Consider the following 23282-nt stretch of genomic DNA (forward strand, 5'->3'; position numbering starts at 1 on the left):
TGGGGGCGTGTTCCGTATTCTGTAAGGCTGTGTCATGAAAAATGGTTGATGCCTTTTTCCTTGAAGTTTGAATGGAATAACCAATAAAAGTCTCAGCGATAAAGTCCGCCAAGGGAAAAACTGGGGAAAAGTCTGTATTTTCACCGTGCTGTAGAGATGAAACAACCATGTGCTATGACAGGGCCTTCTGTAAAGAAATCAAGGGCCGGATGCGGGGCATTATCGGGGGAAAATGCCTCCGCCCTCCCGGCGATGAGGCCGCTGCGGGCATTTGATGTATTTCCCAAATCTGTCTGGAAGGTATCCGAATGAAGACAGTTCTTGTAACCGGAGGCGCGGGGTTTATCGGTTCCTGCTATGTACTGTCCCGGCGCACTGCGGGGGAGCGGGTCGTCAACCTTGACAAGCTCACCTATTCCGGCAACATCGGCAACTTGGCGTCCCTTGATGGGGATGCCGAGCATATTTTCGTCCGGGGCGATATCGGGGATGCGCTGCTCGTCCGCCAGTTGCTGCATCATTACCAGCCCGATGCGGTCATCAATTTTGCCGCCGAGAGCCATGTGGATCGCTCCATCCATGACCCGGATGCCTTCGTCCGCACCAATGTCCTTGGAACCTGCACCCTCCTGCGCGGCGTATTGGAATGGTGGAAAGAGCTGTCCGAAGAAAGGCGGAACGCTTTCCGTTTCCTGCACGTTTCCACGGATGAGGTGTACGGGACGCTCCGCCCCGGTGAGCCCGCCTTCACGGAGGCCACCCCGTATGCGCCGAACAGCCCCTACTCGGCATCCAAGGCGTCCAGCGATCATTTCGTGAGGGCCTATCACGAAACCTATGGGCTGCCTACGCTCATCACGAATTGTTCCAACAATTACGGCCCGCGCCAGTTTCCTGAGAAGCTCATCCCCTTGGTCATCCTGAACGCGCTGTCTGGAAAGCCGCTGCCCATTTACGGCACCGGGGAGAATATCCGCGACTGGCTGCATGTGGAAGACCACTGCGAGGCCATCGCCGCGGTATTGGAAAAAGGGACGCCGGGAGAGTGCTACAATATCGGCGGGCGTTCCGAGCGGGCCAATATCGACGTCGTGCGGAGCATTTGCGGCATCCTTGACGAACTCCGCCCCACAGCGGCCCCCTATGAAAAGCAGATAACCTTTGTGGCGGACAGGCCGGGCCACGACTTGCGCTATGCCATTGACGCCGCGAAGATCGAACGGGAGATCGGCTGGGTTCCGCGCCGCCGTTTTGAGGAAGGGCTTCGGGAAACGGTGGGCTGGTATCTTGAGAATGCCGCGTGGGTGGAGAGCATCCAGAGCGGGGAATACCGCCAATGGCTCGAAACGAATTATAGCGGGCGGTAGGCTGTACGAAGCTGCGGGCGGCTCACGTCAAGCCGCGCGCTGGATCGGCGGTTTCAAAAGGCCCTGCCGGAGCAAGCGGTTGCTCTGGCGTTTCTTGGGATTCCAAATGAAAAATCAAGGGGATGGCTCATATATGGGGACAATCGGCAGAAGGGAGCATAAGATTACAGCGCGGAACGTTTTCTCGCCCTCGCCAAAAACGCCAAGGCATCCTGAAAACAAGGGGAAAGTTTCAAGGGCTCTGGGGCTACGGCGACCAATTGTCTCCTAGGATCAGACCTTGATGGTTATTCTGTTGCATGATTGCGCCAATCGCGAACCATGACGGGGCCTTTCCAAAAGGCTGTGTTATAAAAATGGTTGATGCTTTTTTCCTTGAAGTTCCAAAGGGATAACTGGAAAAATGCCTTAGCCGTGGATCCCGCCAAGGGGAAAACCGGATAAAAAGGCTGTATTTTCACCGCACTGTGGAGATGAAACAACCACAAACTATAACAGAGCCTTCCAAAAGCATGGGAACCGAGGGCGGGGAAATGCATCAAGGGGCGCCAGCCTCCGGGGGCATTCCCCGTTTGCGTACAGCGGCGGCTGAAAGCGCCGGGATAGCGAACCGCGGATGTTTCTCTGCTTTTTAGGGGAAGGCACTGCCATCGTATGCGGCTGTTTCATCTCCACAGCGGAGTGAAAATACAGCCTTTCTTTCTTTCTTTCTTTCTTTCTTTCTTTCTTTCTTCTCTCTCCGGTGTTCCCCTTGGCGGAATCCATAGCCAAGGCCTTTGGCTGGTTATTCCTTTGGAACTTCAAGGAAAAAAGCATCAGCCGTTTTCTATGGCACAGCCTCCGGGAAAAGGTAAAACGGTCATGGGCTGGAAAACTACGGCGTTGCAGTCTGTGGGACGTGGACTGTCATACCTTGTTTTCAAGGACGTCCGCGATGAACGCGATCATCTTCTTCCGAAAGATCTCCTCAGAGAAGCTCTCCGCCTGCCTTTTCAGCCTGTCGCGCGCCCACGCCTGTTCCGTGGAGGCTTCATAGGCGTCGAGTGCCTTGGTTAAGGAGTCAGCCGTCTGCCGTTCAAAAAAGATCCCGGTTTCTCCGTCCGCCACGCTGTCCAAGACCCCGCCCCTGCCGTATGCGATAACGGGGCGTCCGGCTGCCATAGCCTCAAGGGGCGTGATCCCAAAATCCTCTTCGCCGGGGAACAGGAATGCCTTACAGCCCGCATAGAGGGCGGGGAGCGCCGCATTGTCCACGCGGCCCGCAAAACTGACGGTCGGCCCGGCCATGCTTTCCAAACGCTTCCGTTCAGGGCCATCCCCCGCGACGACAAGACGCCGCCCGGTACGGGTACACGCTTCCACAGCCAGATCCACGCGCTTGTAGCTCACCAGCTCGCTGAGGCAGAGGTAATAGCTGCCGGGTTCCGGGCTGCCGGGGACATCCTGAAGCGCCGCCATGCGGGGGCTGGAGAAGCGTGAGATGTCGACGGGGGGATGGATGACGGCGGCTTCCTTCCCCCACCAGCGCCTGACCCGGCGCGCCACGGTGCGCGAATTGGCGACAACGTGATCGACGCGCTGCGCCGAGGCGTAATCCCACAGCCGCAGGCGATGGAACAGCGGGCGCATGAGCAGGCGCGTCACCGTTCCGGCGGATTCCAGATAGTCTTGATAGAAATCCCAGAGATAGCGCATGGGGGAATGGCAATAGCAGATGTGCGGCGTGTCGGCTCGCGTGATGACCCCTTTGGCGGGCCCGGACTCGCTGGAGATGACGAGATCATAGCCGCGCAGATCCAACTGTTCCAGCGCAAGCGGCATCAGGGGGAGGTATTTCTGGTAATGCCGCACGCTTCCCGGAAGCTTTTGGATGAATGTCGTGTGGATCGGGTGGGAGGTGATGGTTGGGGAGAGCGCCTCGGGGCGGACGACATGCGTATAGATATCCGCCTGTGGAAAAATCCTGCACAAGGCTTCGACGACCTTTTCCCCGCCGCGCATGCCCGTAAGCCAGTAATGGATAATAGCTACGCGCAGATGCGGCAATGTTTTTTCATCCATGCGATATTCCTCGGCGTTTTCTCTGGAAACCTTTTGTGGGGCGGGAACGGTCGGCGGACGCGCCGAACCCATACCCGGCGGGGGCAGCCGTGTGCGTAGCTTGTGGAGGGGATACCTCCCCACCCCTCAGACCGCACCGGGCTGCGGGGTTATTTCCATGACTCGGCGACGCGTTCGGGCAGGGTCATGAGGTAGTCCCCATAGCCGGATTTTTGCAGCGGGGCCGCCAGCTTCATGAGCTGTTCCGTCGAGATGTAGCCCTTGCGCCAAGCGATTTCCTCAATGCAGGAAACTTTGAGGCCCTGCCGGGTTTCGATGGCCTGCACGAACGTGCCCGCCGCCATGAGCGAATCGTGGGTGCCGGTGTCCAGCCACGCGATGCCGCGCCCCATCAGCCCCACATGCAGTTTCCCCGCGTCGAGATAGGCCTTGTTGACGTCCGTGATTTCCAGTTCCCCCCGTGGGGAGGGTTTGATTCCGCGTGTGATGTCCACGACGTCCTGATCATAAAAATAAAGCCCGGCGACGGCGTAGCTGGATTTGGGATGCCGGGGCTTCTCCTCAAGGGAGCGGACTTTCATATCCTGATCGAACTCGACCACGCCGTAACGTTCCGGGTCGCTGACGTGATACCCGAAGACGGTCGCGCCCTCTTCCTGTTCGCGGGCGCTGATGAGGAGATCTTCAAGGCCGTTGCCGAAGAAGATGTTGTCCCCAAGGATCAGGCAGGAGTGGCTTCCCTTGATGAAGTCAGCGGCGAGAAGGAACGCTTGGGCGATGCCTTCCGGCTTCGGCTGCGTAATGTACTCAAAGGAGCATCCCCACTGGCTGCCGTCCCCAAGGAGTTTGCGGAACTGCCAGCCGTCGTCCGGCGTGGTGATGATGGCAACCTCACGGATGCCCGCCAGAAGGAGAACCGACAACGGATAATAGATCATCGGCTTATTGTAGACCGGCAGCAGCTGTTTGCTGACGCTGAGCGTGAGGGGGTGAAGCCGCGTGCCGGAACCGCCCGCCAGCAGGATGCCTTTCCGTGGTGCCATATGTAAAACCTTCCCTTCAAATTGAAGGCTGTGTTATAGAAAATGGTTGATGCTTTTTTTAAATTTCAAAGGATTAACCGATAAAATGCCTTAGCCGTGGATCCCGCCAAGGGGAAAACGGGAGAAAAAGGCTGTATTTTGACCGCACTGTGGAGATGAAACAACCATATATTATAACAGAGCCAAGTTGAAACAGGCAAATACCATTTCCAAGGAGGGCAGGGCAAGCGGCGCTCCTTTTGGGGAAAATCCGCATGATGGGCCAGCCGCCTGCAATGCCTATCGGCCCGGCTTTTCCTTCCTTACGAGCTTCAGTGCGCCTGTGGGACAGACGGTGACGCAGGCGGCGTCCAGCCCGGCATCAAGGCGGTCTTTGCACTGATCGCATTTGACGGCTTTCCTTTTGCGGGGATCAACCCAGATCAGGCGATGCGGGCAGGCCCTTTGGCATGCCCCGCAGCCGACGCACGCCTCTTCCCGTATGAAGACGATCCCGTCGCTCTCCCGGCGGATAAGCGCCCCTTTGGGGCAGGCTTCCACACAGCGCGGCTGGGGGCACTGTACGCAGGCCCGGTAGCGGGTATGAAGCACAACCCGGGGCTCCCCGTCCAGCGGTGCGGGCGTTTCCGGGCGTGCATGTTTGACGGTGATCGGCGTCGCCTCTTCCGCGGCGTCCTCAAAGCGGGGGCCATCGACAAGCAGGGTTCCGAGGGAAATGCCCGGTGCGCTGTCATGGGCCGCCTTGCAGATGGCTTCACAGGCATGGCAGGCGATGCAGCGATCTTGATCAACGACAAGGCGGTATATGCTCATAGTGCCTCACCCGGATGCCTTGCATCCGGCGATTGTTTGCTGATGCGGCGCCCCCGCAGGGGATACGGGGCACGCCCTTTCGGGATGTTCACTGTTGCAATGAAAGACGCATTTCAACTATATGAAGTTCAAAATGAATTTTTGAAAAACCATTGAAAAGCCGAATGTCCCGTCCTTTCCTGAGGGCCGGTTCAGTCCGTTTCCCCGGCTTTTCGGATCGTTATGAAGTGCTCCTGAAGGGCCAGCCCCCCGCCGAGCGGATCTTCATGGCCGAGCCCGCTGATCATGCAGGCTTCATCCGCCACGCCCTTGCCGAAGGCCCGCGTTTCCTGGGGCGTTTCCCTGCCAAAGCCGTGCAGCATGAAGGCGGCTTCGGGGTGGATGCCCGTGGTCACCTTGGCACGCAAACGGCCAACGGGGCCTGCGGCTGTGCGTACTTCAACCCAGTCGCCATCGGCAATGCCAAGGGCCTGGGCCCGTTCCTTGTGAATCCACAGCGTATTGGTGGGCGCGAGTTCGGACAGCAAGGGGTTGTTCGTCGTGCTGGCCTGCGTATGCAACGCCGCCCGTCCGGGAATGATGCGGAACTGGTCGGGCGCGGCGGGCCGTCCCGGTGCCGTGTAGGGCGGCAGGGTGTCGTGCCCGGATTCAGCCCATAAACGGCTGCGGGCCTCTATCTTGCCGGAAGGCGTGGGCAGCGTGACTTCCGCAAGGGTTTTCCAGCGCGGAGCGGACGCGAGCGGCACAAAGCCGGTCGCGTCGAACGCCTCTATGCCGAGCCCCGTGCCTTCAAGCTGATAGTTCCATATATCTTCAATGCGTGAGAAGGCGAGCTTGTCGAGCCCAAGGCGGGAGGCGAGGCCGCACAGGATTTCCCAGTCGGCGCGCGTGTCGAAACGCGGCTGCACGGCGCGCTGGCGGCGGAAGAACTGCGGCTTCAGCCCCAGCTTGGAGGCCAGGATGCTTTCCCTGGACAAAGCCGGGGAGAGCGGCAGCACGATGTCGGCATAGTCCGCCGTGGGCGACCATGTGGTGGTGACGGCGACGATGAGGTCGAGCTTGTCCAGCTTGCCCCGCAGCGTATCCGGGTCGGGCAGCGAAGACAGGATGTTGTGGCGCATCGAGATGTAGGCGCGGATCGGATACGGATCGCCGGTCACGGCGGCGTCGAAGGCCCGGTGGAGCAGGCCGGGCTGCTGCCAGCCGGCCTTGTCCGCCATCGGCTTGGCGACATTGGGGTAGAGTGCCGAGAGGGGCCGCAGCCGCTTTCCCACTTCCTTGGGGGAAAGGCTGATGGGCATGCCGCCGCGCGCGCCGATGGAGCCGAGCAGGGCGTTGATGAGGTAGGCGCTGCGCACGGTGACGAAGCTGTCCGCATACCGGGCCGTGAACCAGCCGGGATACCAGAGGACGCGGGGCGCGGCCTCGGCCAGTTCACGCGCCAGCCTGACGATGCGGCCGGCCTTGATCCCGGTTTCGGTTTCCGCCCACTGCGGCGTACAGGGGCGGACGCGCTCCTCCAGTTCCCCGAAGCCGTCGATATACGGCAGCATCTGGGGATCATAGAGCTTTTCCGAAATCAGCACGTGCAGCACCGCAAGGTTCATGGCGTAATCGGTGCCGGGGCGGACGAGGAAAAAGGTGTCCGCTTTGGCGGCGCTGACGGTGGTGCGGACATCCATGACCGTCACTTTGCAGCCGTTGGCCCGCGCTGCGGTGATGCCAGCGACTTCCGAGAGGTTCAGCGCCTCCAGCGCGTTGCGGCTTTGGAGCACGATGTGTTTCGACTCCCGGTAGTCAATGACGAGACGACCGCGATCCAGCCCCAAAACGGATGTACAGGCCTGATCCACGTTGCGGGTGCAGGTAACGCCGTGGCTGTAGATGTTGGGCGTGCCGAGGCCACGCGCGAAGGCTTTGTAGAGATCCGTAAACGGGCCGCCCCGGTGCGAGAACATGATGCTTTCGGGGCCGTATTGATCCCGTATGGTGCGGAGCTTGTCGGCTACGGCGTCGAGCGCCTCTTCCCAACCGACGGCGCGCCATTTATGCCCTCCGCGGGCCCCCACGCGCATCAGGGGCGACTGCGGGCGCTCGGAATCCTTTTCCAGCGCGAGTGCCGCGATGCCGCGAGGACACAATGCCGAACCCGTGGCTGCGTGGGGATTGCCCTGAATCCAGACCGCTTCGCCGTTTTCGACCCCGACGGCAACCGGGCACCGTGTCCCGCACATGCCGCATACGCTATAGACTGTCTTCATGATGCGTTCCTGTCTGGAAAGAGAGGGTGAGAAAATATGTCGAACGTCCTATTGCTTCGCCCAAAATGTTGCGCGATGGAGGCTGGTTAGCGGAGGTTTCCCCGCATCCGTTCCCTCACGCCGCCCGATATGCCCTTCCAAGGCGCTTCAGTGTACCCCGTCGGGGTATCCCGATCAATGGAGCCGTGCGGGGGAGACATCCGCTTTTGCAGAAAAGCCGCATTTCAACTATCTGAAATTCAAAATGAATTTTTTAAAAAAGCTCTGTCATGGTATGTGGTTGTTTCATCTCTACAGCACGCTGAAACTACAGCTTTTTTATCCGGTTTTTCCATTGGCGGAATCCACAGCTAAAACATTTTGTTGGTTATCCCTTTGGAACTTCAAAGAAATAACCAATAAAATCCCCCAATCACGGAGCCCAGCAGCGGAAATATTGAAGAAAAAGTGTATATTTCAGTATATTGCTGAAACAAAACAACCATATACTCTGACAGAGCCTTAAAAAATCATCGAAAAGGCGAATGCCTCGCGTGGGGAGGCATTCACGCCTTCAATGAAAATAACGCCATAACAATTTAAAATAACAGATGAATTTTTGCATCAGAAAAACGAATGCCCCGCGCCGGCGTATCCCGGCCCGGACAGGCGAACCCATAAGGCTCAAAGCCGTTGGAGCGGCGGCAGGGGAGAAGCTCCCTTGAGAACGGCTTCTTGTTGTTGTTCTTCTTCTTCTTCTTCTTCTTCTTCTTCTTCTTCTTCTTCTTCTTCTTCTTCCCTCTTCGTTACAGCAAGCGCCAATAAAAACGCCCCGGCTTTTCGTGCGGGGCGCATCCTGACGGGAAAGCGGGCATGGCGCTCAATAGGAAGCGATGTAGTCATCCATGTTCGCCGCCGAGCAGTTGCGGCTTACCCAAAAGGCCGAAGCCCAAACCATGAGGGCCGTGGCTTCGGTATCGTCCAGACGTTTCAGCTTGGCCTCAAGGCTGCTGCGGCTCGCGCCGTAACGGGAAGGCAAATCGGTTTGCTCACACAGTTCGGCAACGCGCAGGAGAAGGTAGGAAAGGCGCGTATGGGCGGGGAGCAGGCGCTGATCGCGGTGGGCCGCAATGATGATTTTAAGCTCCGGGCCGGTAAAGGTGCCTTTGATGGTCGTAATCGCACGGAAAAACGTGTCCACCGCCCACGGCAGAATGAATTCGGCCCCCGCACTCTTTGTGCGGAAGTAGTCCTTCAGCCAGCGTTCCTGCTGCTCGTTGATGCGTGCTGCGACCTGGGGCATGCGCGGCTCCTTGTGAAGAATATTGATGAGACGCTATCGCAGAATCCCTTACTGTTCAAGTGCCTCCGCGCCCGGAAGCTGTAAGCGGGAACGTATCGCCATACCATACTTTTTTCATGGTCAGGCCGCAGGCCGGGGCCGTGAGGGGGGCCATCCGGCGATCGCAGGCGCCAAGGATGCCGGGAATGTCCGCCGGTTCCAGTTTGCCCCGCCCGACGGCGACGAGCAGCCCCATGATGTTGCGGACCATCTGCTTGAGAAAGCCGTCAGCCTCGAAGCGCCATGTGAGTTCAAGGCAGCCGTCGGGGAGGCGGCCCTCAGGGGTGCGGGTGATGGACAGGATGGTACGCACCGTCGTGCGGAGATCCGTCCCGGCGTTTTTCAGGCTGGCAAAGTCCTGTTTGCCAAGGAGGTATCGGCTCCCCTCGTCCATACGCCCCACATCCACAGGGCCGCAGGCCCAGACGAAAGGGAAGAGCTGCGGCGGCGTGTAACGCTTGGAAAGCCAGAGGCGGTATTCGTAGGTCTTGCGGACGGCGCTGTGCTGCGCGTGGAAGGTATCCGGCACAAGGACGGCGTCCGCAATGCGTATGTCGCGCGGCAGGAGCGTATTAAGGGCCAACTGCCAGTCCATGCGGGCGCGCGATTCGGGAATGTCGAGATGGGCGACCTGCGCTTCGGCGTGAACGCCCGCGTCAGTCCGTCCGGCGCCGTGCACGTGGACACGCTCGCCGAGCACATGGGCCACGGCATCCTCGATGATGTTCTGAATGGTGGGCAGGGGGGAGGCGTTTTTGAGGGCCTGCGTCTGCCACCCGTGGTATTGGGTGCCTACGTAGGCTATCGTCAGCTTGAGGCGGGGCATGGAAGACCTTTGGGAAAGACGAAAACGACAAGAGTCCCGACCCCCGATCCGCAACAACGGCGGGGCTGACGGAACTACAGCATCAGGGCCGGTTCGGAGCGGGGCGTCTGCCCCTCTCCGGGACTACTTGGAACGGTGTTCGCTGCTGGTGATGCTGAAGGCGAGGGCATAGAGATAGTGGAAGAAATCCACGTACTCCACGACGACCTTTTCAGGTACGTGAATCCGGGCCCCCGCAAAGTTCAGGATGCCGCATACGCCCGCTTCGACCAGGTGGTCGGCCGCACGCTGCGCACGTTCCGGCGGCGTGGTGATGATCCCGATTTCAATGCCCTTGGCGTCCACGGCGGACTTAAGGTCGCTCGTACACGTGACTTCCAGCCCATAGACCTGCTCACCGATCTTGAACGGATCGCAGTCGAAAGCCCCCACGATGTTGAAGCCGCGGGCCTTGAATTCGGCATGGTGCAGCAGCGCGCGGCCGAGGTTGCCCACCCCGATCAACGCGGCGCGCCATTCGCGGTCGACGCCAAGGGAAGCTTTGATGGCGGCGATGAGGCTGGCTACATTGTAGCCTACGCCACGCACGCCGAATTCGCCAAAATAGGCGAGGTCTTTGCGCACTTGGGATGCGTTCACGTCGCATGCTTCAGCAAGCGGGCCGGAGGAGATGACCTCCACGCCGTTGCGCTGCATGCTTTCAAGCACTTGAACGTACACGGCAAGGCGACGAATGGTGGCTCTGGGAATACGTTCGCTTTTCAATGAGAGCATAGTGGTATCGCATTGCTAAAGTTGGAAAAACAAGAGGAGAGAACGGCGCTGCCGGTCCCTCCCCGGAAACCCCGGCAGGCCGGGGGCCCGCCGGGAATAAGCCGCTTGCTTATTAGATGAAGGGGTTGGCGAACAGGATGATCAGGTTCACCACGAGGGAGTAAATGGCCAGCGATTCCACGAAGGCGAGGCCAAGGATGAGGCTGACCTGAATCTTGCCGGCAGCGTCGGGGTTGCGGGCGATGCCTTCGCAGGCGCTCTTCAGGCCGAGGCCCTGACCGATGCCGCAACCGGCGGCGGCGACGGCCATGCCGATGGCGCAGCCGAAGACGGCGAGGCCGAGAGAGGCGGAATCCAGTTTCACGGGAGCGCCGTCGGCGGCGAAGGCGAGGCTGGCGATGCCCATCATGGCCACGGTGCTGAGCAGGGTCACAAGAATCTTGCGCATGTATATTGCTCCTTGAGCGGTTGTATTGTGTTGGTCAGAAGACCATTTCCCCCGAAAGGTACGGCCCCCTTAGTGGGCCGGTTCCATAGCGCCCTTGAGGTAGATGAGGGCCAGCATATAGAAGATGAAGGCCTGCAATACCTTGGCGAGCAGGAACAAGAAGTAGATGGGCAGCGTGCTCACGAGCGGCGCCATGAGGAAGAAGAGCAGGAGCACGATTTCCTCGCCGCGGATGTTGCCGAAAAGACGGAGCGTCAGCGACAGCGGGCGGGCGAGGTGCGAAATGAATTCAAGGATCATCATGAACGGCGCCAGCGGGAGCATGGGGCCCATGAAATGGTGGATATAGTGGCCGCGCCAGCGTTTGATGCCCTGATAGTTGTAGTACAGGAACACGAACAGGGCCATGCCGATGTTGGTGTTGATGTTGGCGGTCGGGGCGTCGCAGGCGGGGATGAGGCCGAGTATGTTCTGTACGGCGATGAAGAGGAACAGGCCGCCGAGCACGGGGAAGACCTTGCGCCCGTCCTCGCCCATGTTGGTGACGGTAAAGTCCTCAAGCCCGCCTATGATTGACTCGAAAATGTTTTGCATCCTGCCGGGAACCAGCGAAATATTGCGGCGCACAAGCCAGCCGACGGCAAAGAGGATGAGCATGGCCATCCATGTATAGAAGACATGCCTGAATTCCACCGTCTGCCCGGCGATGGTGATATGATCCAGATGAACCAGTTCGGAGATGAGAATCGGCTCAGGAAGTCCGCCTGCCATGTGTGCGCTCCTTCAAATGTCATTTACGCGTACGATGCGTCCGAAAAGAGGCGTCCCCAAGGGTGGCGGACACGCCTTTTCATGCCGGCCGGAATCGGTTCGATAATCGGCTGTAAACACAGCCTCATGGAACTCATGATGCGGCTTGCGCGGGCCCTCTGCAACCCGTCAGATCGGCTTTTTCAAAGCCTTTTTCAGGCCTCCCGCGGTCATGCCGACGAGAAGCACGCCAAGCCCCAACAGTACCGCAGAGATAGGGCCTTTAAGCCATACCAAAACCATGTACAACAAAATTCCGGTAAATAAAAGTCTCATGTTCGTGCGGAGGAGAAGGGCCATAAGGCTGCTTTTGCTCCAACCTGCCGAGATTACTTTAGGAACAAATTTTATTAAGGCAAAAAAATTCCATGCGGAGAGCAGTGCTCCGAAGCCGAACCAGAAGATCCACGCCCCCGCCGGGTGAAACGGCCAGAGCGCTGCGCCGAAAATCAGGGACAGGGCGACGACGCCGATCTGCCAGCACAGGATTTCCCGGAGCGTGGGATCCTGCACGCCGCTTCGCCACAGCCTCTTTTCCAGCCAATGGAACGGGCCGTTATTTCTGCCGCTTTTTGCCTGCATCGTCCTGTTCCCCTTGGCGGAGCAATATGCGCGCATCCAGCCAGATGTTACGGAATCCCGCACCGACACCCACAATGAGGCCCACGCCGGCGCACCACGGATAGGTTCCGAGCCATTTGTCCAGCCAGTACCCAAGCAGGCAGCCGACGATGATGCCCGAAACGAGGTGTAGGCCCATGACGCTGGCGCGTCCCAGCGAGTCGAACAGGCCCTGCTTATTTTCTTTTGACGGCATTGGAGTTCCTTGTTGGGGAGGGGGAATATCTTTTAGAAAAAATACTCCCCTCCTCAAACCCACCCCATCCTCCCTAAAACGTCCGTAAGGGGCAATGGCGGGCGGGGCTGCTTAAAGGGTTGCGCCTTTTATCATCCGTCTCCCGAAACAACTGAGAAACGCCCGATTTTCAGGCGATTTTTCGGAAGCAATCCCATTGTTTCCGGGGCAACTGGGACATATCGGCGGTGTGCCCGCAGACGTCAGGGGTGCGCCTTTCCCCTGTACAGGCGGAAAAGATGAACTGGCCCGCCCCGTCCGATGCCCCCGCTTTCCCCGTGTGCGGGAGGAAGAGTATCGGCGTAATAGCCGCATTGAGGCCGATAGACGGCTTTCCCCGTGTGAGGGGGGAAGAGCCTCAATGCGGACCCGTTCCCTATCCGTATGCCCAGGCTTTCCCGCGTGCGGGGGGAAGAGCCCCCGCCTCCGAAACCTAAACAACACTAGGCGGCTTTCCCCTTGTGCGGGAGGGGAAGAACGTTCCCCAAACTTTTATGGCAGGGCACCGCAATTTTTCCGTATACGGGAGGGAAAGAGCGGCCCTTCAGCACGGAGCCGTTTTCATACGGGCTTCTTGCAGGGATCGCAATCCTTTTGCCGCGTAATGCTTTTTCTTTTGGCTCTGTTCTAGTATGTGGTTGTTTCATCTCCACAGTGCGGTGAAAAATACAGCCTTTTTCTCCGGTTTTCCCCTTGGCGGATTCCACGTTTAAGGCGTTTTCCAGTTATCTCTTTGGAATTTCAAGGAAAAAAGCATCAGCCATTTTCTATGACACAGCCTTTCTTTTTCCGTTCAGTTTCCTCTGAGGGCCTCAAGCAGCTTTTCCGCGGCGCGGGCGGCGCTGCCGGGCTCTCCGCAGCGGCGGCGGAGTTCCGCGAGATCGGCGCGGACGGCTTCGATTTGCGGGGGGATATCCAGCCACGCGGCCAACTGGGAAGCCATCATTTCGCCTGTGGCGCGCTCCTGCAGCAGTTCGGGAAACAATTCTTTTTCCATGATCAGGTTGGTCAGGCTGACCCACTTGACCTTGATCAGCAGACGCCCGACCAGCGCGGAAAACGGCGCGACCCGGTAGCTGACCACGGTGGGGACGCCCGCCAGCGCCGTCTCCAGCGTCGCCGTGCCTGAGGCCGCCAACATACATTCGCAGCGCCGCATGGCGGTGTAGCGATCCTCCGGCGCGTCAAAAGCCACGGGCACGTCGGACGGCCAGAGCGCCCGGAGTTTTTCCTCCGACATATTCGGCGCGCGCAGGCAGTGGAAGGCCACGTCGCGGCCTTGCTGCAACAGGATGCGGGCGGCTTTCCCGAATTCCGGCAGGAGCGCCTCCACCTCCTTGCGGCGGCTCCCCGGCATCAGCCCGATACGGCCTTTTATGGGCTCGATTTTTTTCAGTTCGGGCCAATTCACCATATCGACGAGCGGGTTGCCGATATAATCGACCTGTACGCCGTGCTTCGCGTAGAAAGCGGGCTCAAAGGGCAGGATGCAGAACAGCCGTTTGACGTAGCGCTGGAGGAAGCGGACGCGCCCCGTGCGCCACGCCCATATTTTCGGGGGGATGAAGTAGTAGACCGGGATTCCGAGGCCGTGCGCGATCTTCGCCACCCGGAAATTGAATTCCGGGGCGTCGACCAGCACGACGGCATCGGGCCGCAGCCGGGCCATTTCCTTTTTGATCTGTGAAAGCATGTGGAGGGCGCGGGGCAGGGCGGTCAGGACTTCCATGATCCCCATGACCGAAAGCGACTCCACGCGGAACAGGTTCTTTTGCCCGGCGCGGGTCAGGTTCGGGCCCCCCATGCCGATGGCGGCGAGTCCGGGGGCGCGTTCGCGCAGGGCCGTCAGCAGCGCGGCGGCCTGCATATCGCCGGAAAGCTCTCCGGCATTGATCCAGATTGTTTTCATGAAACCTCGTTGGGGGCGGCTTCCGGCTGCCGGGCGTCGCCTCGGAACCGGAGATAAAGGACGTTGATCACGGCGCAGGCGGCGAAGGCCAGCGCCAGGCGCAGGAAGAAAATCCCCCCGATGTGCGCGCCGATGAGCAGCATGAGGCAGGTATCCTCAATGATGGCGTGCGCAAGCCCCATCAGGGTCATGCAGGAAAACACGTCGTGCCGGGACATCTCGCCGCTGCGGGCTTCCTTGAGGATGACGCCGCTGGCGTAGACGATGCCCGTGATCACGCCGACGATCATGGTCGTCGCGGCGGCGGGGCGCATGCCGAGCACCCGCAGGGCCGGGGCGAGCGCCCGTCCAGCCAGATCCGCGACCTTGAGATGGCGCAGAAGGCGCTGGAGCAGCATGACGGCGAAAATGATGCAGAAAATGCTGATGAGGTTGCGCACTTCCCCGATCGCCCACCAGAGCAGGTTGACGTCCGGCGAAGGGGTAAAGGCGATGCGGGCGGGCGTATCCAGCCAGCCGAACGCCTGGCAGGACGCATGCACGATGACCCCGCCGATGACGGCGACCACGAGACGGATAATGGCCTGGCCGATGAACGACACGCCGCACTGGGCCGCAATGCGCCCTTCGGCCGGGATGCTGTGCGCGATGAGCATCATGACCGCGAGCGTCGTGACCTGTTCCGTGGTCAGCGGCGGCAGCCCCGGCAGCAGGCCGATGAAGACGATCAGCGCCGAATAGAAATTGACCATGATGCCCGTGGCCCATGCGATGCCCAGATCGGCGGGGAGCCCGGTCAACTGCATGACGGGCTCAAGGGGCAGGGCCAGATAACGGATCCAGTCCAGCTCGGCGAGGATCTTCATGGCGATGCTGATCGGAATAAGCACCTTGAAAAAATCGCAGCTTACATGCACAGCGTCCATAAGGACTTCGCGCAGCGTCGTGAGCAGGGGGCTGGTCATGGCATATCCGCGGCGGGTTATTGGGAGGCGAGAAGGACTGAGTAGATGTACTCCCGCAGGGCCTGAGACCAGGGGCGCATGGCGCATCCGGTGAGCGCCGTATACTTTGCGGAGGAAAGCACCTCATAGTTGGCGCGGAGCGTCTTGTCCGAGCTTGCGATGGCCCGCACGGAGCAGGGCAGGCTGGCTTGGCGCACGGCTTCCGCCGCCAGTTCGCACCATGTGGCCTGGCCTGAGTTCGCCACATGGTACAGCCCGGACGCCCGGCGCTTGACAAGCTGGAGCGTGGCCTGCGCCAGATCCTTCGCATACGTCGGGGAGCCGATCTGATCGTGGATGACCTCTACGGTTCCTTCGGTCTTGGCCCGCCTCAGAAGGCGCTTCAGGAAGCTGTCCCCATCCGGGCCGAACAGCCAGCCCGTACGGATGATGCAGATGTTGTCGGCGTTGAGTTCAAGCAGGGCCTGCTCACCGGCAAGGCGGCTCTTGCCGCACAGGGAAACCGGATCGGCCTTGTCCTCTTCGGTGTAGGGGGAATCCTTGCGGCCGTTGAAAACCTGATCCGAGCTGTAGTGGACGAGGAACCTGGGCGTGCCTTTGACCAGCCCGCCGAGGAATGCCGGGAGGCCACGGTTGACAGAGAGGGCTTCTTGTGGCTGTTTTTCAGCGGGGTTTTCCGTGTTCCAGCTTACGGTATTGAAAATGACGTCAGGGTTGATGAATTCGATGCGCGGCTGGAGTTCCGCGGGATTCAGCAGGTTGCAGTCCTCAAAATCCAGCGTTTGCGCCTCCCAGCCGTTTCCGGCAAGCTGCTGCGCCAGAGGCTGGCCCAGAAGACCGTGTCCGCCAAGAACAAGAGCGACAGGAGTACTCACGGGTTTTCTCCATAAATGTATGAGGCGCTCAGGGTATCAGCCGATCTGGAACGCGTCAACGCACGCGGGAACGCCGTTCGTTTTATCCACCTGCCATGTAAGGTGAAAAAGGAGGGTACAACTTTTTGTACGCTATAACGAAGAAAAGAGGCATCCTTCTTGCAGCATTTGGTTCGGGCAGTTCTCAGGGGGAGTCGACGCTCCGGCGTTTCGATGCGCAAGTCCGCAAGGCTTTTCCTGATGTATCAGTGCGTTGGGCCTTTACGTCCATGCTCATGCGGGAACGGCTGGCCAGTGAGCGGAAAAAATCGGATTCCGTTCACAAGGCATTGAAGAAAATGGCTTTTGAGAAGTTTACCCATGTGGCGGTTCAGCCTGTGCATGTCATTCCCGGCTTTGAATACGGGGACATCGTCTCGGATGCGGACGAGCTGCGCGCCGACGGGACGTTTGCGTCGCTCGTGGTGGGCGCGCCTTTGCTGACGGAGTCGCAGGCATCGGTGGATCGCGCCGCATGCGCCCTGCTTGCCGGGCTTCCTTCCGGGCGCGCGCCCGGCGAGCCGGTGCTGTTCATGGGGCACGGGAGCCGCCACGCCGCGGAGGGGCGTTACGAGGCCCTTGCCGCGGCTGTACGGGAACGCGATCCCCTTGTGCTCATGGGCACGCTGAACGGGGCCGTCCGTCTTGAGCACATCGTGGAACGCCTGCGGGCTTGCGGGCGCCCGTTCGGCCGTGTTTGGCTGCTGCCCCTGCTTGCCGTCGTAGGGCGGCATACGCTTGAAGACATGGCCGGGGACTCTGAAGATTCGTGGCGTTCCCGGCTCGAAGCCGAGGGCATTGCCTGCGTCCCCGTCCTTCGGGGGATGATGGAGTATCAGGGGTTCAGGGACATTTGGGTCGACAATTTGGCGCAGGCCATGAAAGGGTGGGGCTGAGCGAATCGGGGGAGGGGGAGAAGGAACTTTCTGGAGAAAGTTCCTTCTCCCCCTCCCCCGAACCCCCTCCCTCTCATCTTCAAAGACTTTCGTAAGGGTCGATGAAGGGTGCGGAGGCACGGCGGTTTTCCTTGTTGGCGTCCGTCTCCCGGTGTTGCGGCAGGAAGAACGAAGAGGATAGGCAGGGAAGGGAATCCACAAAAGGATAAGAAGAGGGCTTCCTATGCCGCTGGAAGTCCCGAATGCAAAGGTTCCGAACCAGCGCAAGCCGGTTCGGAACCTTTGCATTCGGGACGTTTCGCCGGGGTCCGGGGGGCGGCTCGCCTCCCGGACGGGGGTCAAGGGGGCGGGAAGCCCCCTTGCCGCCGGAGGCCTTACGCCTTCACGGTAGCCGCAGCGGGCTTGTTGATGATGGCGTCGAACTCGCGCTGCAGCGAGGCAATCAGGTCGTGCACGGAAACGATGCTGTTGACGCGGGAGACGTTTTCGCCGCAGAAGGCAAAGCCGCGTTCAAGATTGCCCTTCATGGCGTTGATGAGGGCGGCGGCGATGCAGTAGGGGGTTTTTTCCTGTTCGCAGGTCTTCACGCAATGGAAGATGCATTTGAACGGCTTTTTGCCGCCCTCCCGCATGGAATCAATGAAACTGTTCACGAGCGCGCGGCCGGGCATGCCCACCGGACTCTTGATGATGGTCACGTCTTCCTGTTTGGCGTTGATGTAGGCCTGCTTGAAGCGGTCATCGGCGTCGCATTCGTAGGTGGCGACGAAACGGGTGCCCATCTGGACGCCGGACGCGCCGAGATCCATGTACTTCTTGATGTCTTCGCCCGTATATACGCCGCCGGCGGCGATGACGGGGATTGCGTGCCCGACCTTGTCTTCAAGCGGCTTCACCGCTTCCACAACCTGCGGGACAAGCTGTTCGAGGGCATAATTGGGATCAACGATATGTTCGGGGCTGAAACCGAGGTGCCCGCCGGCCTTGGGGCCTTCCACGACGAAGGCGTCGGGCATGTAGCCGGTGCTGGACATCCACTTGCGGGCGATGAGGGTGGCGGCGCGTCCGGAAGAGATGATGGGGACGAGCTTGGTCTTGAACTCTTCCTTCTTGCGTTCGCAGGTCTCATTGAAAATCTTGGGCAGATCCATCGGCAGCCCGGCGCCGGAGAAGATCACGTCGGCCTTGGACTCGATGGAGGTGCGAACCATTTCGGCGAACGTGGTCAGGGCGACCATGATGTTTACGCCGATGATGCCCTGCGTGGCTTCGCGGGCCTTTTCGATTTCGCGGCGGAGGGCGCGGAGGTTGGCTTCAAGGGGGTTGCTGGCCACATCGGGCTCCTTCATCCCGATCATGGCCCCGGCGATGACGCCGATGCCGCCTTCGTTGGCCACGGCGGAAGCAAGCCTGGAAAGCGAAATACCAACGCCCATGCCGCCTTGGACGATTGGGGTTTTAGCGACGAGGTCGCCTATCTTCAGAGAAGGGAAAGACATGAAGAACCTCCTAGAGGTCTCTTATGGAGTTATGGGTATGCGGGCGGGAATGGGAATGCTTCCTGCTTCTAATACCCGGAATTATTGTTGGGAGGATATGATACACACGTTCCGCCAGGAACACCAGCGGCAATGTGCCCCTTCCCGTGGGCGGAATTCCGGGCAAAGCTCCATATGCAGGAGGATGAACCCGATGAGGCGGGGGATGAGCGACAACGCCCGCTCCCGCTCCTCAATGGTCATGGCCTTCCCGAAAAGGGGCCGTTCCCCGCCGTCTTCGCCAAGGGCGACGAACGCCGCGTCAAGCACGGGCTTGCCCGTAGCCTGCCCATACAAATAACAATAATACAGCAATTGCACTGTGGGAATACGCTGTGCGATGATTGGCAAAAAATCATGTTCGGGGTCTGGATCGGATGCGGCTTCGGCCGCCTTTTCCGGTTCCAGCGCATCCCAAAAGGCGTCGTCGGCCCAGATGTCCGGGCGCAGCGCCTTGATGCGGCCCGTCTTGTAGTCGAGGATGACCGCCCCCTCGTCGAGCGCGCCTTCGGGGTCTTCCTGTTCGCGCCAGTCCACCCGGTCGAGATTGCCGGTAAGCCGCCTGACGCGGCCTCCCGCCCGTATTTCGGCATCGTATTCCTCCTCTAGGGAAAGCACCTCCGTCTGTTCCGGCTGGGCGCGCAGGAACATGCCCAGACGCTCCGGCCCGGTGACGGAAAGCATGGCCGCGCTTTCCGGCGGCAGGGAGGCCTCCAGCCCCGATGTGTCGAGCGCCGTGCGGAACAGGGCGCGCAGGGCTTGTTCGTCGAGGAACGGCAATTCAGGATCGCCCGACTGCGCGTCGCGGCGCACGGCCTTGCCCACGGCGGGGGCGTAAAAATCCCGGAGCACATTGTGCAGAAGCACGCCCACGGCAGCCGGATCATCGTCTTCGTTCACCTCGTCGATGGGCGCGATGGCGCACAGGCGCTCATAATAATACCTCAGCGGGCAGGTCAGGTAGGCGTCCAGCCGGGTGGCTGACAGGGGATGCTTGAGCGATGCGGCGATCTGTTCCCGTATGGCGGGGGTCTTGGTGATGACCTTGCGCACCCTGACCGGCGGGCGGACATCAAGGGACGCCGTGCGGAGCGGTTCGCGCCCCGGCTTCAGGCGCTGCCCGCGGGCCTGCTCTTCCTGCCAGATGAGCTCTTCCACAAGGCGGCTGCGCTGTTTTTTCCCGTCGAACAGGCCGGAGGTTTCCACGCCTTCCTGCCAGTAGAGCCAGACCTCATCGGCCCCGGCGATGAGCCGGTGGAACGTGTAGGCCGCAAGCTGTTCGCGGTTGCGGGTGTCGGGCAGGCCGAGAAGGGCGCGCAGGCTGTCCGGCAGGAGCGGGCTGCGGATCGGCGCGCCGGGAAGCCTGTCGTCGGTGACGTCGACAAGAAAGACGCGGGAGAATTTTAAGAGGCGGGTTTCCAACATGCCGAGCACTTGCAGGCCGGTCAGGGGATCGGCTTCAAAGGGAACGCGCTCGGCGCGCACGAGCTCCAGCAGCATGGCCTGCATCAGGGGCCACGGCAGCGGCGTGTCGGCCATGCCGTTGTCCTTGAGGGCCGGGATGATGCGCTGCATGAGGCGGAACAGGCATTCCGCGTCGATGGGGAAACGCGACCAGATATCGGCCTTGCCGTTGTCCGCGTCGTTTTCGCCGTTGCCGCTTCCGTAGACGAGCAGGGTGTCGCACAGGCCGGAAAGCGCATCCGCAAGCCCGCCGAGGGTATGGGCCTTCGCCCATGTGTCCACGGTATCCCGCAGGACTCGGTTGATCAATTCCCGGATGGCGGGCATGGCTGCCGCCACGCCGGGCAGGGAGGAGGCGGCGAAGAAGTCGTCAACGGCGCCTTCGGCGACGGCGTGGGCGTCGGCGTGCCGGCTGCCGTTGCGGAGGCGGGTTTCCATGTTCTGGAAAATGTCGCGCAGGGAAATGCCGTTGGCCTCAAGCAGGCGCAGGTATGGGTGGCGGACGAGATCCGCAAGCGCCTTCCAATGGGTCGTGCCGTTGGGCTGGCGGCGGTTGCGGGCTTCGAGCACCATTTCCAGCAGGCGGAACAGGAGCGAGCGTTCAAGCGGGTAGCCGAGCGAAATATTGCAGTCCTTGCGGGGCAGGTGGTGCAGCACGGGCAGCAGCGCCCCGCTGTGCGTGAGGGCCACCGCGGTGTCGAGCTGCGAGGTTGGGATGGGGGCGGGGGTTGGGGCACGTCCACCGGGGGAAGGGAGAGGGAACCCTTCTGAAGAAGGGCTTCCCTCTCCCTTCCCCCGGGCCCCCTTCCCTCTCCCTCCCAAGACTTTCGACGTTATCGAATCCTTGTTGTCGGCATTCCCGCTGGCCGAAGTTTCGTGAAGGGGGGAGATGGCGCTGATTTCCGGTTGGGGAAGCAGGGAAAGCTGCTGCGTCGTGCTTCTGGCCTTGAGCGCGGCGGCGAGGCGGTCTTTCCGTTCCAGCTCGATGAGATCGCCGCGCAGGGCGTCCAGTTGGGAATGCAGGTCGTAGCCCGCGAAATAGTGGATTTTCGGCTTCTTGCCGGGGGAAGGGCAGGCCAGCGCGGTATCGGCCTTCCAGTCCGCGATCCAGTTCGCCTGTTCGGTACATGCCCAATGCCCCTGTCCGTTTCCTGCCAATGCCGGATCGACGTGCAGGAAGACCTGCGCGCCGTGCCGCCAGAGATAGCGGAACAGGGTGTTTTCCGTGCCGGTGAGCATACCGAAGCCAGCCAGCAGGATGGCGCGTCCGGCGAGAAAGCCGGGCAGCGGCGGGAGGCCGTCCCCGTCCGGGCCATCTTCCAGTGCGCTGGCGACGACAAACGCATCGAATCCGGGCGTGGTGAGGTCGGATTCGATGAGCGCGTCGCGGTAACGGCGGAAAATCTTGCCGAGCGAGCCGAGCAGGGCCGCCCCGAAAGGAGCCACTTCGCCTTCCGTATACAGCATGTCCTCAGGCGTAAGCCCTTGCGTAAAACATTCCTCCAACAGTTCCGCGAGCCGCACCCCCCACGGGAAGAAGCCCGCGTCGTCGGTTTTGGCGAGCTGCATGCACAGTTCGGTATCGGGTTCCGCCAGTTCCCGCACGCAGCGGGAGAGCAGCGCCACCTGATCCAGCTTTCCGGCCTCCCGGCGGAGTTTCTGGTGCTGCTCCTGACGGAATGCCGCCATCAGTTCCCGTTCCGTGAACATACGCGGGATGAGGCAGGGTTTGGGCACATCTGGCGCATAGCGGAAGCGTTCCCGCAGGTAACGGCGGGGGCGGTCGTGCATGAAGACCACCACCGCGTTGCCGGGGTGTCCTCGTGTGGCTTTCATCACCCCATTTTTTAGGGCGTCCAAGAAGTCTGTGTCCCAAGGGACGATGCGGAACGGGGGGCAGGGTGTCATAGCTTCACCTGAGAGTAGGGGGGGGCAGGGAGAGGAAGATTGGGGAAGGGAGGGAGAAACTTTTAAAAAAGTTTCTCCCTCCCTTCCCCAAAACCCATCCCTCCCGTTTCAAAATTTTTCGACTTTATCGAATCCCTTTTGCCGGCTTTCCCAAGAAAAAGAAGGACGAAGTTTTTTTCAAGGCGTTGTCATAGCATATGGAGGGCATCTCCACAGCACGGTGAAAATGCCGCCTTTTTATTGAGATATTCATTTTTGCAGTGAAAGCCTTATTTCAACTTTCTGAAATTCAAAATGGATTTTTTAGGAAGGCTCTATCATAGTACAAAGTTGTTTTGTCTCAGCAATATGTTGAATATATATTTTCAGTTTTTCCACTGGTGGGCTCCATGATTGGGGGATTTTATTAATTATTTCTTTGGAATTTCAAGGAATAAAGCATTAACCGTTTTCTATGACACGGTTTTAGGTTGTGTCGTCAATTATATATAATATATTGAAACTATTAAATTGTTTTTCAAGTTATAAAAAGATTGTTTCAATAATTTCAAATAGTTATATATCAAATGATGATATGAGTTAGAAAGTCATCGAAAAGGTGAATATCTCTTTTCACAGTTTTTTCCTTGGTGGAATCCAAGGCTAAGGCATTTTGTTGGTTATCCCTTTGGACTTCAAGGAAAAAAGTATTAATCACTTTCTATGGCACAGCTTTTTTAAAAGTTTTGGTTCCGTCATCAGGATGTGGGCGTTTCAACGCTGAAAATACGGCTTTTTTATCCGATTTTCCTCCACAGCTAAAACATTTTATTGATTATCCCTCTGGAACTTCAAAGAGAAAAGTATCAACTATTTTCTATAACACAGCCTTTCCAATTTTCCGTTGGCTAGCTCTATAACTAGGGTATTTTATCAGTTATTTCTTTAGGTTGCGCCATTGTTTTTGTATGTAATTATTTGAAACCATCGAAAATAATCCTTTGAGACTTGAAAAATAGTTAAATGATTTCAATAGATTCTATCTGATTGACGACACAGCCTAGGACTTCAAGAAATAAAGCATGAATTGCTTCCTATAATGCAGCCATTGATTGGCTCCATGATGAGG

21 protein-coding genes are annotated in these 23282 nt (G+C 59.4%); 3 read left to right on the plus strand and 18 right to left on the minus strand.

The annotated features are described in order from the left end of the window. Window positions 1–308 precede the first annotated feature (308 nt). Entirely contained in the window at window positions 309–1367 is a 1059-nt protein-coding gene (gene rfbB / locus ACZM8Y_RS00595) for a dTDP-glucose 4,6-dehydratase (protein WP_482330548.1), read from the plus strand. A gap of 906 nt (window positions 1368–2273) precedes the next feature. Here the strand turns inward: rfbB and ACZM8Y_RS00600 are convergent. The 16 genes from ACZM8Y_RS00600 to ACZM8Y_RS00675 form a co-directional block, all read right to left on the minus strand. Next, the gene (locus ACZM8Y_RS00600; RefSeq protein ID WP_482330547.1) at window positions 2274–3428 is read right to left on the minus strand and encodes a glycosyltransferase; all 1155 of its coding nucleotides are present in this window, start codon (window positions 3426–3428) and stop codon (window positions 2274–2276) included. Window positions 3429–3577: 149 nt separating this feature from the next. Beyond that, window positions 3578–4471 carry a glucose-1-phosphate thymidylyltransferase RfbA gene (rfbA, locus tag ACZM8Y_RS00605; RefSeq protein WP_302553042.1) on the minus strand — a complete coding sequence of 298 codons (894 nt, stop codon included), beginning with the start codon at window positions 4469–4471 and terminating at the stop codon, window positions 3578–3580. A 279-nt stretch (window positions 4472–4750) separates the two neighbouring features. Then, window positions 4751–5284, minus strand: coding sequence for a 4Fe-4S dicluster domain-containing protein (locus tag ACZM8Y_RS00610; protein ID WP_482330546.1), 534 nt, complete (start codon window positions 5282–5284; stop codon window positions 4751–4753). A 191-nt stretch (window positions 5285–5475) separates the two neighbouring features. Next, window positions 5476–7545 (minus strand): molybdopterin-containing oxidoreductase family protein, encoded by a 2070-nt coding sequence (locus ACZM8Y_RS00615; RefSeq protein ID WP_482330545.1) that lies wholly within the window; start codon window positions 7543–7545, stop codon window positions 5476–5478. A 663-nt stretch (window positions 7546–8208) separates the two neighbouring features. Next, window positions 8209–8427: a hypothetical protein gene (locus tag ACZM8Y_RS00620; protein WP_489501488.1), complete on the minus strand. Its 219-nt coding sequence runs from the start codon at window positions 8425–8427 to the stop codon at window positions 8209–8211. Beyond that, on the minus strand, window positions 8405–8827 hold the full coding sequence (locus ACZM8Y_RS00625) for a hypothetical protein (RefSeq protein WP_479859643.1): 423 nt from the start codon (window positions 8825–8827) through the stop codon (window positions 8405–8407). Before ACZM8Y_RS00625 ends, ACZM8Y_RS00620 begins: the two co-directional genes overlap by 23 nt. A gap of 55 nt (window positions 8828–8882) precedes the next feature. Next, window positions 8883–9692: a tRNA pseudouridine(38-40) synthase TruA gene (gene truA / locus ACZM8Y_RS00630; RefSeq protein WP_482330543.1), complete on the minus strand. Its 810-nt coding sequence runs from the start codon at window positions 9690–9692 to the stop codon at window positions 8883–8885. Between the two features lie 123 nt (window positions 9693–9815). Then, complete coding sequence (locus tag ACZM8Y_RS00635) at window positions 9816–10466, minus strand: redox-sensing transcriptional repressor Rex (RefSeq protein WP_302553047.1); 651 nt, start codon at window positions 10464–10466, stop codon at window positions 9816–9818. A 112-nt stretch (window positions 10467–10578) separates the two neighbouring features. Then, entirely contained in the window at window positions 10579–10914 is a 336-nt protein-coding gene (atpE, locus tag ACZM8Y_RS00640; RefSeq protein WP_302553048.1) for an ATP synthase F0 subunit C, read from the minus strand. Between the two features lie 69 nt (window positions 10915–10983). Further along, window positions 10984–11685, minus strand: a complete 702-nt coding sequence (atpB, locus tag ACZM8Y_RS00645; RefSeq protein ID WP_302553049.1) for a F0F1 ATP synthase subunit A — start codon at window positions 11683–11685, stop codon at window positions 10984–10986. A 168-nt stretch (window positions 11686–11853) separates the two neighbouring features. Beyond that, window positions 11854–12306, minus strand: a complete 453-nt coding sequence (locus ACZM8Y_RS00650) for a hypothetical protein (RefSeq protein WP_308770615.1) — start codon at window positions 12304–12306, stop codon at window positions 11854–11856. Further along, window positions 12281–12541, minus strand: coding sequence for an AtpZ/AtpI family protein (locus ACZM8Y_RS00655; protein WP_302553051.1), 261 nt, complete (start codon window positions 12539–12541; stop codon window positions 12281–12283). Before ACZM8Y_RS00655 ends, ACZM8Y_RS00650 begins: the two co-directional genes overlap by 26 nt. A 482-nt stretch (window positions 12542–13023) precedes the next feature. Continuing rightward, the gene (locus ACZM8Y_RS00660) at window positions 13024–13287 is read right to left on the minus strand and encodes a hypothetical protein (RefSeq protein ID WP_479859705.1); all 264 of its coding nucleotides are present in this window, start codon (window positions 13285–13287) and stop codon (window positions 13024–13026) included. Between the two features lie 86 nt (window positions 13288–13373). Then, window positions 13374–14489, minus strand: coding sequence for a lipid-A-disaccharide synthase (gene lpxB / locus ACZM8Y_RS00665; protein ID WP_479859704.1), 1116 nt, complete (start codon window positions 14487–14489; stop codon window positions 13374–13376). After that, complete coding sequence (locus ACZM8Y_RS00670; RefSeq protein ID WP_337431071.1) at window positions 14486–15454, minus strand: nucleoside recognition domain-containing protein; 969 nt, start codon at window positions 15452–15454, stop codon at window positions 14486–14488. Before ACZM8Y_RS00670 ends, lpxB begins: the two co-directional genes overlap by 4 nt. A gap of 17 nt (window positions 15455–15471) precedes the next feature. Beyond that, window positions 15472–16329, minus strand: coding sequence for an SDR family oxidoreductase (locus tag ACZM8Y_RS00675; RefSeq protein WP_302553055.1), 858 nt, complete (start codon window positions 16327–16329; stop codon window positions 15472–15474). A gap of 125 nt (window positions 16330–16454) precedes the next feature. Between ACZM8Y_RS00675 and ACZM8Y_RS00680 the strand changes: the two genes are divergently transcribed. Next, entirely contained in the window at window positions 16455–17264 is an 810-nt protein-coding gene (locus ACZM8Y_RS00680) for a sirohydrochlorin cobaltochelatase (RefSeq protein ID WP_302553056.1), read from the plus strand. A gap of 374 nt (window positions 17265–17638) precedes the next feature. On the opposite strand, the gene ACZM8Y_RS00685 is transcribed toward ACZM8Y_RS00680, so the two are convergent. Both ACZM8Y_RS00685 and ACZM8Y_RS00690 read right to left on the minus strand, forming a co-directional pair. Then, a complete protein-coding gene (locus ACZM8Y_RS00685; RefSeq protein ID WP_302553057.1) occupies window positions 17639–18763 on the minus strand; it encodes an NAD(P)H-dependent flavin oxidoreductase in 1125 nt (374 codons plus the stop codon). Between the two features lie 81 nt (window positions 18764–18844). Next, window positions 18845–22102, minus strand: a complete 3258-nt coding sequence (locus ACZM8Y_RS00690) for a PD-(D/E)XK nuclease family protein (protein ID WP_489501491.1) — start codon at window positions 22100–22102, stop codon at window positions 18845–18847. 698 nt (window positions 22103–22800) lie between these two features. Between ACZM8Y_RS00690 and ACZM8Y_RS00695 the strand changes: the two genes are divergently transcribed. Continuing rightward, window positions 22801–23073: a hypothetical protein gene (locus ACZM8Y_RS00695; protein ID WP_489501492.1), complete on the plus strand. Its 273-nt coding sequence runs from the start codon at window positions 22801–22803 to the stop codon at window positions 23071–23073. Window positions 23074–23282: the final 209 nt, after the last annotated feature.

Source organism: Bilophila sp., assembly GCF_057864385.1.

Bases quoted from the DNA above. Each gene is read 5' to 3' on its own strand.
- rfbA (WP_302553042.1), bottom strand. From the start codon at position 4,471: ATGGCACCACGGAAAGGCATCCTGCTGGCGGGCGGTTCCGGCACGCGG.
- ACZM8Y_RS00685 (WP_302553057.1), bottom strand. From the start codon at position 18,763: ATGTCTTTCCCTTCTCTGAAGATAGGCGACCTCGTCGCTAAAACCCCA.
- ACZM8Y_RS00670 (WP_337431071.1), bottom strand. From the start codon at position 15,454: ATGACCAGCCCCCTGCTCACGACGCTGCGCGAAGTCCTTATGGACGCT.
- truA (WP_482330543.1), bottom strand. From the start codon at position 9,692: ATGCCCCGCCTCAAGCTGACGATAGCCTACGTAGGCACCCAATACCAC.
- ACZM8Y_RS00625 (WP_479859643.1), bottom strand. From the start codon at position 8,827: ATGCCCCAGGTCGCAGCACGCATCAACGAGCAGCAGGAACGCTGGCTG.
- ACZM8Y_RS00620 (WP_489501488.1), bottom strand. From the start codon at position 8,427: ATGACTACATCGCTTCCTATTGAGCGCCATGCCCGCTTTCCCGTCAGG.
- ACZM8Y_RS00655 (WP_302553051.1), bottom strand. From the start codon at position 12,541: ATGCCGTCAAAAGAAAATAAGCAGGGCCTGTTCGACTCGCTGGGACGC.
- ACZM8Y_RS00615 (WP_482330545.1), bottom strand. From the start codon at position 7,545: ATGAAGACAGTCTATAGCGTATGCGGCATGTGCGGGACACGGTGCCCG.
- rfbB (WP_482330548.1), top strand. From the start codon at position 309: ATGAAGACAGTTCTTGTAACCGGAGGCGCGGGGTTTATCGGTTCCTGC.
- lpxB (WP_479859704.1), bottom strand. From the start codon at position 14,489: ATGAAAACAATCTGGATCAATGCCGGAGAGCTTTCCGGCGATATGCAG.
- ACZM8Y_RS00690 (WP_489501491.1), bottom strand. From the start codon at position 22,102: ATGAAAGCCACACGAGGACACCCCGGCAACGCGGTGGTGGTCTTCATG.
- atpE (WP_302553048.1), bottom strand. From the start codon at position 10,914: ATGCGCAAGATTCTTGTGACCCTGCTCAGCACCGTGGCCATGATGGGC.
- atpB (WP_302553049.1), bottom strand. From the start codon at position 11,685: ATGGCAGGCGGACTTCCTGAGCCGATTCTCATCTCCGAACTGGTTCAT.
- ACZM8Y_RS00610 (WP_482330546.1), bottom strand. From the start codon at position 5,284: ATGAGCATATACCGCCTTGTCGTTGATCAAGATCGCTGCATCGCCTGC.
- ACZM8Y_RS00650 (WP_308770615.1), bottom strand. From the start codon at position 12,306: ATGCAGGCAAAAAGCGGCAGAAATAACGGCCCGTTCCATTGGCTGGAA.
- ACZM8Y_RS00600 (WP_482330547.1), bottom strand. From the start codon at position 3,428: ATGGATGAAAAAACATTGCCGCATCTGCGCGTAGCTATTATCCATTAC.
- ACZM8Y_RS00635 (WP_302553047.1), bottom strand. From the start codon at position 10,466: ATGCTCTCATTGAAAAGCGAACGTATTCCCAGAGCCACCATTCGTCGC.